Raw genomic sequence first — 11739 nt, forward strand, 5'->3', positions numbered from 1 at the left:
GCAATGAAAGCGGATACCACACTGACGCTGGGCGATTTTACATTTACCCGCCATGAAATCCCTGAAAAAATACAGATCGGCGGAGAACAGAAGCTTGCTGTGCATGTGTTGGTCGGTGGACAAAAGATCATTGATGCACTGGGGCGGGCCGATGCGCGGCTCGAATGGTCGGGCTTCCTGCTCGGCCCGCATGCACGGGAACGGTTTCGAAGTCTGGATGCGCTGCGCATTGCGGGCCAGCCAATCACATTGGCGTGGGGCGAATTTGCCTATCGGGTCGTGATCCAATCCTTTACTGCCGAATATGAGCGTGAAACACAACTACGCTATCGCATCGTTTGCGAAGTGCTGGAGGATACCTCCGCAACGGAAAACGTTGGAGCTACGAGATCGATTAAAGATGCGCTGGATGAGGATTCGTCAACTGCCCGGACTGAGGCGCTGAACATTGACGATGCGCCGCTGAGCGCCTTGCTGGATACGCTGGACAACGCCATTCGCACAACAACCCGAATTGCCAATGCAACCCAAAGTGCGATTGCCCGCATTCGCCAGCCGGTGGATGAGATTCTGGAGCGCACAGACATCCTGATGCACCAAACGAATCGCGCGCTTGCGGTGGCGAGCAGCGTTGGCGATCTCGGATTACGGCTGATCGAGCAGATTGAGGCACTGGCGCGGCTCACTGCGCTCTTGCGTCTGCGCGCGGCGATGGGACGGCTGCGCCACAACTTAGACGCCGTATTCATGCGCGGCAAAACGCTCACCATTGCCGGTGGCAACTTATATCGGATTGCGGCGGAAGAATATGGCAATGCGATGGACTGGACAGCGATTGCGCAGGCGAATGGATTAACCGACCCCAATCTCGAAGGCATCCAGACATTGATCATCCCTCCACGAACAGAAGCCTCAGATGGAGTGTTCAATGCTTAACCGTGCGCCTGAATCTATCCCTGCACCCCGCCCAGAAGCCCGCCAGCCGCGCGGGGCGGTGAAGCTCAATGGCAAGATCGTTCCAGGCTGGGATTCGCTGGAAGTTGGGAACAACGCCTATCGCAGTGCGGATACCTTCCGCGTCGTGTTTGCCGTATCGCAATTGCCAGAGTCGCGCAATGCGATGTGGTTCTCGGAACAAAAAAGCCTGGAAGTGGAGATTTTTGCCGGATTTCCAGAGGACGCGCAACATTTTACGCCCGAAGAATTGGAGCGCCTGATCGTCGGCCAGGCAGACGATGTGAATTTCAATCCGGTTGAAGGCACGATTGAACTGACTGGACGCGATTTTACGGCGCGCCTGATCGATACCAACACCAGTGAACACTTTGCAGACCAGACCGCGAGCCAGATTGCCACGCTGCTCGCGCAGCGGCGCGACTTAATGCCGGTGGTGACGGCCACCCATACGAAAGCAGGCGTTTATTATCAGCACGCGCATGCGAGCCTGACGCAGCAGCAAAGCGAATGGGAACTGCTGAGCTTTTTAGCGAATGTGGCGGACTTTCAGCTCTATGTGAGAGGAAAGGAACTGCATTTTGAGCCAAAACCTGAAGCACAGGCCACCCCTTATGTCATTGAGTGGAAAGCTGCCGATGCGCAACGCGGCTATTCCCTCTCAAACGTGATGAGTCTGAACTTCACCCGCAATCTAACGATTGCCCGTGATGTCGTCGTCAAAGTGCATAGCTGGAACAGCTCGCGCAAACAGTGCTTTATTGAATCGTTTCCAAAGGCGGGCAAATCGATTCAGCCTGGACAGGCGACTTCAGTCTATCCATACACGATTGCCGGACTTACGCCCGCCGAAGCACAAAAACGGGCGCAGAGCAAGTACCGGCAGATCATCGCGCACGAGATGCGGCTGGACGCGCGGCTGCCGGCGGATTCGGTACTGGACTGCGCGACGCCGATTGAAGTACGCGGCACCGGTACGAAGTTTAATCAACGCTATTACCCCGAAAGCATCACCCGCAGCTTAAGCGCTGAGGAAGGCTATCAGATGGAGGTTCAGGCGAAGAACCCGCACGCTGAACGGGAGGCGGCGCAATGAAATATTTAATGAATGCGTTTAAATCGGTCGCGCAACAAGCGACCCAAAGCCGTGCAGCAACACGGCACGGGATTGTCACGAGTTACGACCCTAAGACCTATGCGGTGAAAGTGCAGTTACAACCGGAAGGGGTTTTAACCGGCTGGATTCCGCTGAAATCCGCCTGGGTCGGCAACGGCTGGGGCCTGTTCTGTCCGCCGTCCATTGGCGACGCGATTGAGATCGACTTTCAGGAAGACGATGGCGGCAATGGCTGTGCGGGCTGGCGCTTCTATAACGCGGTTGAACGGCCCTTGCCGTGTCCATCCGGCGAATTCTGGCTGGTGCATCGGAAAGGCGCACAACTGAAATTCCGCAACGATGGCACGGTGGAATTACGGGCGACCCAAGACTTAAACATCCAGGCAAACAGTGACGTGCATCTGGATGTCAGCGGCACCCTACAAAGCCGCGCATCGCAGTGGAATCACAAAGGGCCGGTCAGCATCGACGGCGCTTTGCATGTGACTCAAGCGATTACCGGCCAAGGCGGGATGACGGTGAGCGGTGGCAGCGGCGCTGAAGTTGAGGGCAGCCTGCGGGTGAGGAACGGCGATGTCATTGCGGATGGCATCAGCCTCAAAGGCCATACGCACGGCGGCGTTGAGCCAGGCGGTGGACAAACAGGCGCGCCGCAATGAGGATTCAATCAGGAATGACAAGGTGACTCAATGACCAGTTTAAGTTTGGCATTGGCTGCCGTTGCAATGCGCGTCAACAATTCCAGTGATGGAACGCGCGAATCCGAGCCTTTCTCTAGTCGCGCAATCACTGGCTGTGTTGTTTTTGCTTTATAAGCGAGTTCCTTTTGTGTGAGCGTCGCTCTTTGCCTGAGTTGAAGAATGAGTTTTGCAATTTCGTTAATGAGGAGTTCACGTTGAAAATGCTGCTTAAATTCAGCATCTTGACATTCTTCCTCAATCACATCCGTCAAGGTAGTCGTTGGCATGATGAATCACCTCCAGCATTCGTTTTTCAGCAATGGCTAGTTCTTTAGCCGGTGCTTTTTGAGACTGTTTTTGATAGGCGTGCAGTAATACCAGCACTTCTTTCTGAAGCAGGACATAAAAAATGCGATACCCAACCGTTGCGCGGACTTTGATTTCCCACAGTTTGCCTTTAATTTGTCTGAGTTGAACGCGAGGACTATCCAATCCCATGTCCTCAATGCTTTTGAGACAGGCGAATACTTTGGCTCGATCCTGTACAGGCAAATGTTAAATGAAGTCCCGAACAGGCGTCCGCGCAGATTGGTAAAAAACAATCTTCATTGACTAGATAGTATACCCAATTGGATATCTATGGCAACAAACTCAATCAATACGCTGCACGATCTTGATCAAACGGTTGGCAGTGATCTATCCGCCAGCAGCACAGGCGATCTGATGACGGCAACGGGCACGCAGCGCAGCCAGCAGCGGGTGTTACGGCGCTTGCTGACCAGTCCAGGCGATTATGTCTTTCATCCGGCGTACGGTGCGGGATTGCCGAAGATGATTGGAAATATTACAGATGTCGCCCGCATTCGGGCGCTGATTCGCGCACAACTGCGCACAGAGGCATCGGTTGCGCATCACCCTGAACCCAGCATTGATATCAGGCCGCTGGCGGACGGGGTAGCCGTGTCCATTCAGTATGTCGATGCTACACAACAGCAACCCGTTTCGCTCTCTTTTACGGTGCAGCCCTAAATGGCGATCTCAACAAAAGACTTTGTAACACTGGTACGCGAACAGGCCGCCGCGATTCAAGGGGCTGCTCGCTCCCTGGTTGATCTGACGGTCGGCTCGATTCTGCGCGCGGTGATTGAAGCGAATGCGGCGGTGACACTCTGGCTGCAAGGCTTGATTCTGCATCTGTTGAAAACGACGCGCGCGGCGACTTCAACAGGCGCTGATCTGGATTCATGGGTCGAGGACTATGGTTTAAGCCGTCTGCCCGCCGTGGCTGCTACAGGATATGTCACCTTCTCGCGTTTTACGCCCACACAGCCCGCCCTGATTCCAGTAGGTGCGAAAGTCCAGACGGCAAATGGCGTCCAGCACTATGCGGTAGTCAAGGACGCCGATCATCCGGCGTGGGATGCGGAGGAGGCCGGCTATGTCCTTGCGCCGAATCTCGCCTCCATCACGTTGCCAGTGCAGGCGGAGCAGGCAGGCGCAGCGGGGAACGCCCGCATCGGCAGCATTGACACACTCGCTCAGGCAATGCCAGGCGTCGATACGGTCACGAATGAAGCCGCGTTAACGAACGGCACAGATGCAGAGTCTGATCCCGCATTGCGCAAGCGCTTTATTGCGTACATTGCCTCTTTATCCAAAGCGACGATGGATGCGGTCGGCTACGCGATTACCAGCGTAAAGCCCGGCCTCTCTTATGCGCTGGTTGAGAACCAGACGTATGAAGGTGATGAACAAAGGGGGTATTTCTATGTCGTCGTCGATGACGGCACGGGGATGCCGACCCAAACACTGATCGCAACGGTCTACACCGCGATTGAAGCAGTGCGCCCGCTTGCAGTGCACTTCAGCGTCTTTGCACCCGTCGTGGTCAAGGTGAAAGTGCAGATGAAGATTCAGACGGCGGGCGCTGATCATACGGCAACCGCTGCGCAGGTGGCCGCAGCGATTAAAAACACCCTCAATGCGCTTGGGCTCGGTGCAATGCTCCCCTATACACGGCTCGCGCAGATTGCGTATGACGCCTCGCCCGCAGTGACGAATGTATTTGCAGTGCAATTGAATGGGGCTACTGATGATCTGATCTCAACGCCGAAGCAGACGTTTAAAGCCGGTACGGTGATCGTCACCTGAAAAAGTCAAAAAGTATGCAGAGTGTAGTACAATGTATTACATTTAAAACTGGAGATAGGCCTATGGCGAGTCGTGTTGTTCAAGCCCGTGTGTCTGATGAAATCAGGGAGGCGGCAACCGCCATCATCAAAGCAACTGGGCTTTCGGTTTCCGATGTGGTGCGCGTCGTCCTAACTCGCATTGCGACAGAAAAAGCGCTCCCAATCGATTTTTTCCAGCCAAACGCAGAGACAGTACAAGCAATGCGTGAGGCGGAAGAAGGCAAACTTACGCGCACCACGCTTGACGGTATTAGAGCGATGATACGAGACGAGGGAGACAAACAAAAGCCTGCCAGGAAAGCGACCCGCAAGCATGCGTGACATTGACTATACCGGGGCATTCCGGCGCGACGTGAAGCGGGAGCAAAAAGGTCGGAACGGAAAGACGCTAGAGGCAGATTTAATGCCGGTACTCGAAGCCCTGGCGAATGATCAACTGCTTGCCGCGCGTTACAGAGATCATGCGCTAGCAGGCAATTGGAATGGCTCACGGGACTGTCATATCAAGCCCGATCTTGTTTGGATCTACCAGAAGCCTGACGATACTCAGCTCGTTCTTCTTCGGTTGGGTTCACACTCTGAATTGAAGCTTTGATGCATTGTAGGGGATCAAACGCCATGTTCAACCGCTTCAAATCACTTCTGCCGCGCTGGTTCGGTGATCAAACGCCGGTTCTGGATGCGCTGCTGCACGGCTTGGCGGCTACCGCGCGCCATGCACATCGGCTGATCGAATACGCGCGCCTGCAAACACGCCTCCAGACCGCAACGGGCGGCTGGCTGGACCTGATCGCGGCGGATTTCTTTGGGGATGCGCTCAAGCGCGGGCCAGACCAATCGGATGCCGCGTTCCGACAACGCATTCGGGCGCGTCTGTTTGGTGAGCGCGCGACCCGCGCCGGACTGATTCAGGCGTTGAACGATCTGACCGGACGCGAACCCCGTGTTTTTGAACCGCAACGAATAATGGACACAGGCTGCTATCGCGGGCCTGGACTGGCGTATGGTCTCAAAGGCGGCTACGGCTCCAGGCGCAGAGCTTACCAATGCTTTGTGACGGCTTACCGTCCGCGCATCGCGGGACTGCCCTTTGTGGCGGGCTACCGGATTCCGTGCGGTGCCTATAAAACGCCCTCGCGCGCCGCCTATGCCAGGCGCAGAGGACTCACCGATGCGGATATCGTGGACGCGGTCAATCATGTGAAACCCGTTGGCACCACTGTCTGGATTCGATTCCGTTGAGGTTGAACGGAACCGAGGAATAGAGATTTTAAACTGAAGCTTTGAAGCCCGCCTCGTGCGGGCTTTTTTATTGGAGAGTCTATATGGACAGAGTGATCGTCTACGAAGGGGAAATCCCCTACGAAGAAGACCTGCTGCAAACCAACCGCTTTGCGATGGTCAGTATTGCCAAGCTCGCGCAGGCGATTCTGGGAACGAATACGCTGGTCAACGGGCTGGCCTGCACGCCGACTGCGCCGGCTTCAATGGAAGTGCAAGTCGCCCCAGGCGAAATCTACAGCCTGCAAAATCTGGACGAGTCCGCGTATTCCTCCCTGCCTGCCGACATCGATCATCCGATCCTGAAGCAGGGCCTGATGCTGGATGCGGGCCTGTTCGCCTGCTCTGCGCCTGCAACGTCAGGCCACAGCATCGACTATCTGGTACAGGCCGCCTATCTAGATGTGGATGCCGAGCCCGCTGTATTGCCGTACTACGACACGAATCACCCCGATCATCCGTATTCCGGCCCGAACAACAGCGGCGAGGCGCAAGCGACCGTGCGCAAAGGCATCTGCCATGTGTCCATTAAGGCGGGCGTTGCAGCGCAGAGCGGGCAACAGCGCCCGCCCGCGCCCGATGCGGGTTCTACCGGCCTATACCTGATCACCGTCGCGCACGGTCAAACCACGATCACCGAACAGGATATCCGCCTCACTCCCGATGCGCCATTCATCACCGAGACGCTGACCCAGAAAATCAGCCATGCAGACGTGGATAAGCGTTACGCACACAAAGCGACCACGCTTGCCGGCTACGGCATTACCGATGCGGTCAATGTCGAAGAGAAAGGCCAGCCGGAGGGCGTGGCGACACTGAACGCGCAAGGCCATGTCCCCACCGAACAGTTACCCCGCTCAGCCGGTGCGGTGAACCTGCTGATCAATGGCGATTTCACAATCAATCAGCGCGGTTATCGCATGGGCAGCTTGCTCTCGTCGTACATATATGGATTCGACCGCTGGAAGGCGGGGGGACGCGACACGTACCTGAACTGGCCGACAAATGGGCTCACTGGCGTGCACATCACGCGCGGAACCCTCGAGCAGATAGTGGAGGCTGAAAGTATCGACGGAGGGTCTTACACCCTCTCCTGGCGCGGCGACGCGCGCGCGTGCTTCAATGGGGGCCCTTGGAGCGAGAGTCCGATCACCGTGGAACGACTGCCCTTCGGCCAACCCATCAGAGTGGATTTCGCCGGAGGCACGGTGGGACGCGTCAAGCTGGAGCCCGGCGTCATCGCCACCCCCTGGGCGAGGCGCCTGTTCGCGGACGAATTGCAGCTGTGCCAGCGCTATTACGAGAAAAGCTACCGGCCGTTCACAGCGCCTGGCGCTGTGGAATATAACGCTGGCAATCCAAATGCCATCCTCTTACAGGGTTTGGGGTTTCTGTTTGGCGTACCGTTCAAAGTCACCAAGCGCGTACCGCCCGCGGTTACCATTTACCGTCCGAGCACTGGCTCCGCCGGATGGATAGAGAGAGCGAATGAGGTCGACCCCCTTCTCGTGATACACCTGGAATCGTCCGAAAATGGGATTGGCCTCATTATCTTGAACCGCGGCCCAGACAGGAACGACCTTTATCAATACCAATGGAGCGCCGATGCAGAACTCTAAGACGGAAAGGAGAAACCCAATGCCCCGTTACCGCCTGACACCCGACCCCGATGTGATGATTCGCCTGGCCCCCGATTGGGCGGTGATTCCGCGCGGTCATCGCTGGTGGGACGACTACGAAGCCTGGCTGCGCGAGGGCCATACGCCTGAGCCTGCGGAACCCAACCCGCCTTACCGACCAGTGCCGCCCGATAAAACGGAATAAAACCTCGCCCTTCAAAAGCGAAAACCCCGCTCTGCTGACCACAGGCGGGGTTTTCTGTTTCTAACCCTCTGAGATAGACAGAAGGAAGAACATGTGATTGATTTTAGCAAAGTGATTCACGCCATGAAAGAACTGCCGCCGCTCCGATTTCTGGCCATATGGCTTTGGCTTGTGCTCCTGGCCGCAGCGCCTGTTTTGTTCGGCATTGCAAAGATTGTTGCTGCTACGAAGGGATACAAATGATGAAACTCTTTTTGAAGCATCCATCGATTCGCATCGCCTATTACGCAGGGCTGGGCGTGCTTTATGGCTTTGCGTTGCCCGCGCTTATCCATGCGGTTCGGGGACTGTTTCTACATGGATAGCCGCATGCAATCAGGCGTGAACAGCAGCATAAAAGGGTTCAATCTGCAAGCGATCATGCTGCTCTGCCTGCCATAAATCATAATCTGTTTGCATGCCAAGCCACATCTGCGCGCTGGCGCCAAGCGCCGCTTCAAGGCGCAATGCCATATCGACAGAAATACCCGCGCTACCGTTCAGAATGCGTGATAACGCGGTGCGCGTGATGCGCAGACGAGAGGCGGCGTCTGTCACTGTGAGACCGTCAAGATATTCTCGCAGGACTTTTCCAGGATGCGGAGGATTGAACATACGAGGCATTGTCACGCTCCGGTTAGTGGTAGTCCTGATAATCGACCAGGATAACGTCTTGAGCGTCAAATTTGAAAGTGAGCCGCCAATTGCCGTTGACTGAAATCGACCAGTGACCGCTCATCTCTTGATTTTTCGGATTTTTTCCTTTTAAAAGGTGGAGTTTCCAACCAGGCGCATTCATATCACTGGGTTTTATTGCGCGATTCAACGCCGCCAATTGAACTTTCAGACGGGCGGCATGCTGTGCCTGAATTCCGGCTGTTGAACCCGTCTCAAAGAATCGCCGAATGCCCTTGTGCCGGAAACTTTTGATCATTTGAGAGCGTATAGCAACGCTACACTTTTTGCAACTTCCCACCGCCTCAAGGCGGTTTTTTTACATCTGCCGCTCTTAAGCGGCTTTTTATTTTCGGAGTGCATGATGCAAACAACGGATGCCGTTGTCGAAGCCGCTCAGGTAGCGCCTGCCGCCTCTATCGCTGTGATGTCCTTTTGGGATTACGGTGTTTCTGACTGGGCTTATCTCGTCTTCCTGATCTATACGATTGTATTGATCATCCATTTTGTCTGGGTAAAGCTTGTGCGTCCCTGGAAACGTCTGCGTCGTATGCGCCGCGCACGAGGTGCATCAGATGTCTTTTAAGCACAAACTGGCGCTTGCCCTGGGCGCTGGAACCACAACAATCGCGACGCTGGTGATCACGTACTTTGAAGGCGACCGGCATCGCGCCTATCTGGACGGCCCCGGCGTTCCCACGATCTGCTACGGCCATACGCGAGGCGTAGCGCTGGGTCAAACCGTTGACCATCCAGCATGCGAGCGGCTGCTGCGGCAAGATTTAACCGAAGCCCTGGCTGCCGTAGATCGGCGCGTGAGCGTCCCTTTACCCGAACCCCGCCGCGCAGCGCTCGCCTCTTTCGTGCATAACTTTGGAGAAATGAAATTCGCCCGCTCTACGCTCTTACGCCGCATCAATGCGGGCGAAGGCGCGCGCGCATGCAGCGAACTCTCCCGCTGGATTTACGGCAAAGACAACGCCAGCCACGGCAGAAAACGCATTCAGCCTGGCCTGGTCAAACGCCGCAAGATCGAGCGGCAGTTATGCGAGATGCAGACATGAACCTGTGTGAGCAGCAAAGAATAAAGCCGCTCTGAACTTAAAAAGCAAAGGCCCTGTACTGCTTGAACAGTCAGGGCCTTTTGTTTTAACCCCTTGCCACACCAAGGAGCAAAACTTCAGTGAAGTATAGCAAAAGTACGTTGCGCATGACACTTAAAAACCTCCAATTGGAGGGCTGGCTGAGTCCGTGGCTCCGGTTTTGCATCGGTTTCACCATTCTACTAGGCGGACTCTCCATGCTCGCTTTAGCTGCCGCTCCGCTTGTCAAGATCATCCGTTGGTGGTGATGCGATGAACATCACCGGTCAACTGGATTCAGAGGGCGCAAAGCAATTTGCCGCGCGCATCGGGATGGCCTATGTCATTGCGGCCATCGGCGCAGCCTGTGGCGGCATCGCGACGCTTATCTGGGCCGTGCATGCGTGGTGGAGATGAAGATGCTTGAACTCATTGATCGCTCTCCCAGACTTCAGCGCATGGTTTGGACGCTCATCCTCATCCTGCTTATCCACGTCTGCATGCCCCTACTCATCCGCTGGCTCACGAATGAATACCCTAATCCGTTTTCTATTCGGCGCTCGCTTGCCTATTGCTGCCTGCCTGATCAGCGCGCTTCTGGCAGGCGCTGCCGTCTGGAAATTCCAGGCTATGCGCTATGAAGCACGGCTTGCGCGCGCTCAGGCAGCGCTTGTCTCCTATCGGGCCAAAATCGCTTCAGCGAACGCCCGACTTGAGAAAGCGCAGGCTAGAGTCGTCACGCGCGTTGAAGTGCGTTACCGTGACCGAATCCGAGTCATTAAGGAAAAAGGCGACGCCATCATCAAGGAGGTGCCCGTTTATGTGTCTTCAGAAGATAGCGCCCGCTTTGGCGTTAACATTGGTTTCGTGCGCAGCTACAACGCCGCATTCTCCGGTATCGCTCCCAGCCCCCCCGCCGAGTCTGACCGAGAACCCGCCGGCATTCCGCTTACTGAGATTGCCGAAACCAACGCCTTCAACGCCCGAATCTGCCGACAATGGAAAGAACAGGCGTTAGGGTGGCGGGACTTCTACCGGCAGTTGAAAGAGGCGCATTTGCAAGAGAGCAAGAGCGATCAGTCAACATCACTTGATTTCTATGTCAACATGTGAGTGGTTGATGTTGACATCGCGGCTTATTTTGCAGTGCACTTAACCGTTTTCACTGTAAGGCAATGTGGAGAATGTGATGATGTCACTGAGCGAATCGTCGAACTGCTGAGTTAATCGTTCAGCAATGGCTCAATCCGCTTCCACGAGCTTTTGCATGGACGGGCAGCATACCAGAAATGAGTATGTTAGAGCATTATCCACGATAGAAATCTTTGCGCACGAATCGCGCCGCACATGGAAAACACAATCTCTGCTGCGACGGCTTGCCGAGCCAGCAACTGAGCAACGAGAGAAACTAGAGCATGCTGCTCATAGAGCGTTTTATCCATCTTCCTGACGCGTATCGATTGCGTTTACCCATCCGTTAATTTTTAAGCTGCGTGCGGAAATAGTCCTGCATCGCTTTGTGCTCAATCTTTGCTCCGACTCCGACTTCATTAAACGCTTGTACCCAAGGCCCCTCTTGATGCGTGATATCGCGCAGCATCCACGCGGAATATTGGCCGTACACCTGGTATACCTCATCCAGGAGTTCACACGTCTCACGATCAAAAATGTCTAGATCAAAATCGACGGGCCGAGGGAGAGCGCCCGCGCCGTATTGCTTATAGGCATGATAAAGCCCAGGAATCACCGGCCCGTGTGTCCATGCTTCAATCGCGTTCTCGAATAAGGGGCGGCTAAACAACGCCAGATGAAACCCCTGCGCATAGTAAACCAGCTTCTGAAGCTTCAGATTGGATAAAGCGTCACCGACCTCTTCTTCTACCAGCGTCAAAAAA

General features: G+C 55.3%; 20 protein-coding genes. 15 read left to right on the forward strand and 5 right to left on the reverse strand.

Annotated elements, in window-relative coordinates:
• Positions 1-3 precede the first annotated feature (3 nt).
• Genes CAGGBEG34_RS06930 through CAGGBEG34_RS06940 form a run of 3 tightly spaced genes read left to right on the forward strand, consistent with a single transcriptional unit; the run spans position 4 to position 2730 of the window.
• A complete protein-coding gene (locus CAGGBEG34_RS06930) occupies positions 4-936 on the forward strand; it encodes a LysM peptidoglycan-binding domain-containing protein (protein ID WP_006683033.1) in 933 nt (310 codons plus the stop codon).
• The gene (locus CAGGBEG34_RS06935) at positions 929-2050 is read left to right on the forward strand and encodes a hypothetical protein (protein WP_006683034.1); all 1122 of its coding nucleotides are present in this window, start codon (positions 929-931) and stop codon (positions 2048-2050) included. Before CAGGBEG34_RS06930 ends, CAGGBEG34_RS06935 begins: the two co-directional genes overlap by 8 nt.
• On the forward strand, positions 2047-2730 hold the full coding sequence (locus CAGGBEG34_RS06940) for a phage baseplate assembly protein (protein WP_006683035.1): 684 nt from the start codon (positions 2047-2049) through the stop codon (positions 2728-2730). Before CAGGBEG34_RS06935 ends, CAGGBEG34_RS06940 begins: the two co-directional genes overlap by 4 nt.
• 8 nt (positions 2731-2738) lie before the next feature.
• On the opposite strand, the gene CAGGBEG34_RS06945 is transcribed toward CAGGBEG34_RS06940, so the two are convergent.
• Positions 2739-3038 carry a helix-turn-helix domain-containing protein gene (locus CAGGBEG34_RS06945; RefSeq protein WP_081463783.1) on the reverse strand — a complete coding sequence of 100 codons (300 nt, stop codon included), beginning with the start codon at positions 3036-3038 and terminating at the stop codon, positions 2739-2741.
• The gene (locus tag CAGGBEG34_RS06950; RefSeq protein ID WP_006683037.1) at positions 3007-3303 is read right to left on the reverse strand and encodes a type II toxin-antitoxin system RelE/ParE family toxin; all 297 of its coding nucleotides are present in this window, start codon (positions 3301-3303) and stop codon (positions 3007-3009) included. The genes CAGGBEG34_RS06945 and CAGGBEG34_RS06950 overlap by 32 nt, the downstream gene beginning before the upstream one ends.
• A gap of 87 nt (positions 3304-3390) precedes the next feature.
• On the opposite strand from CAGGBEG34_RS06950, the gene CAGGBEG34_RS06955 reads away from it, so the two are divergent.
• The 8 genes from CAGGBEG34_RS06955 (at position 3391) to CAGGBEG34_RS11965 (ending at position 8413) form a co-directional block, all read left to right on the forward strand.
• Complete coding sequence (locus CAGGBEG34_RS06955; RefSeq protein WP_006683038.1) at positions 3391-3780, forward strand: hypothetical protein; 390 nt, start codon at positions 3391-3393, stop codon at positions 3778-3780.
• Positions 3781-4902 (forward strand): baseplate J/gp47 family protein, encoded by a 1122-nt coding sequence (locus CAGGBEG34_RS06960; RefSeq protein WP_006683039.1) that lies wholly within the window; start codon positions 3781-3783, stop codon positions 4900-4902.
• A 62-nt stretch (positions 4903-4964) separates the two neighbouring features.
• Positions 4965-5264 (forward strand): type II toxin-antitoxin system RelB/DinJ family antitoxin, encoded by a 300-nt coding sequence (locus tag CAGGBEG34_RS06965; RefSeq protein ID WP_042688291.1) that lies wholly within the window; start codon positions 4965-4967, stop codon positions 5262-5264.
• Entirely contained in the window at positions 5257-5538 is a 282-nt protein-coding gene (locus CAGGBEG34_RS06970; RefSeq protein WP_006683041.1) for a type II toxin-antitoxin system YafQ family toxin, read from the forward strand. The genes CAGGBEG34_RS06965 and CAGGBEG34_RS06970 overlap by 8 nt, the downstream gene beginning before the upstream one ends.
• 23 nt (positions 5539-5561) lie before the next feature.
• Positions 5562-6185, forward strand: coding sequence for a hypothetical protein (locus CAGGBEG34_RS06975; protein WP_006683042.1), 624 nt, complete (start codon positions 5562-5564; stop codon positions 6183-6185).
• Positions 6186-6268: 83 nt separating this feature from the next.
• On the forward strand, positions 6269-7843 hold the full coding sequence (locus tag CAGGBEG34_RS11810) for a hypothetical protein (RefSeq protein ID WP_006683043.1): 1575 nt from the start codon (positions 6269-6271) through the stop codon (positions 7841-7843).
• Between the two features lie 19 nt (positions 7844-7862).
• Positions 7863-8048: a hypothetical protein gene (locus tag CAGGBEG34_RS11100; protein WP_006683044.1), complete on the forward strand. Its 186-nt coding sequence runs from the start codon at positions 7863-7865 to the stop codon at positions 8046-8048.
• 239 nt (positions 8049-8287) lie between these two features.
• Positions 8288-8413 carry a hypothetical protein gene (locus CAGGBEG34_RS11965; protein WP_275226170.1) on the forward strand — a complete coding sequence of 42 codons (126 nt, stop codon included), beginning with the start codon at positions 8288-8290 and terminating at the stop codon, positions 8411-8413.
• Positions 8414-8423: 10 nt separating this feature from the next.
• Here the strand turns inward: CAGGBEG34_RS11965 and CAGGBEG34_RS06985 are convergent, their stop codons facing one another.
• Both CAGGBEG34_RS06985 and CAGGBEG34_RS06990 read right to left on the reverse strand, forming a co-directional pair.
• The gene (locus tag CAGGBEG34_RS06985; protein WP_006683045.1) at positions 8424-8711 is read right to left on the reverse strand and encodes a HigA family addiction module antitoxin; all 288 of its coding nucleotides are present in this window, start codon (positions 8709-8711) and stop codon (positions 8424-8426) included.
• Positions 8712-8724: 13 nt separating this feature from the next.
• Complete coding sequence (locus CAGGBEG34_RS06990) at positions 8725-9021, reverse strand: type II toxin-antitoxin system RelE/ParE family toxin (RefSeq protein WP_006683046.1); 297 nt, start codon at positions 9019-9021, stop codon at positions 8725-8727.
• Between the two features lie 105 nt (positions 9022-9126).
• Between CAGGBEG34_RS06990 and CAGGBEG34_RS06995 the strand changes: the two genes are divergently transcribed.
• The 4 genes from CAGGBEG34_RS06995 (at position 9127) to CAGGBEG34_RS09720 (ending at position 10957) form a co-directional block, all read left to right on the forward strand.
• Positions 9127-9348, forward strand: a complete 222-nt coding sequence (locus CAGGBEG34_RS06995; RefSeq protein WP_158641827.1) for a hypothetical protein — start codon at positions 9127-9129, stop codon at positions 9346-9348.
• The gene (locus tag CAGGBEG34_RS07000; protein ID WP_006683047.1) at positions 9338-9826 is read left to right on the forward strand and encodes a lysozyme; all 489 of its coding nucleotides are present in this window, start codon (positions 9338-9340) and stop codon (positions 9824-9826) included. The genes CAGGBEG34_RS06995 and CAGGBEG34_RS07000 overlap by 11 nt, the downstream gene beginning before the upstream one ends.
• A 291-nt stretch (positions 9827-10117) precedes the next feature.
• On the forward strand, positions 10118-10261 hold the full coding sequence (locus CAGGBEG34_RS11105; protein ID WP_158641828.1) for a hypothetical protein: 144 nt from the start codon (positions 10118-10120) through the stop codon (positions 10259-10261).
• 111 nt (positions 10262-10372) lie between these two features.
• Positions 10373-10957, forward strand: coding sequence for a hypothetical protein (locus tag CAGGBEG34_RS09720; protein WP_006683049.1), 585 nt, complete (start codon positions 10373-10375; stop codon positions 10955-10957).
• A gap of 364 nt (positions 10958-11321) precedes the next feature.
• Here the strand turns inward: CAGGBEG34_RS09720 and CAGGBEG34_RS07010 are convergent.
• Positions 11322-11739: Panacea domain-containing protein (locus CAGGBEG34_RS07010; RefSeq protein WP_042688293.1), on the reverse strand; the 418-nt coding region annotated here is incomplete at its 5' end.

The sequence above is a fragment of the Candidatus Glomeribacter gigasporarum BEG34 genome (genome assembly GCF_000227585.1).
GTDB classification, from domain to species: Bacteria; Pseudomonadota; Gammaproteobacteria; order Burkholderiales; family Burkholderiaceae; genus Glomeribacter; species Glomeribacter gigasporarum_B.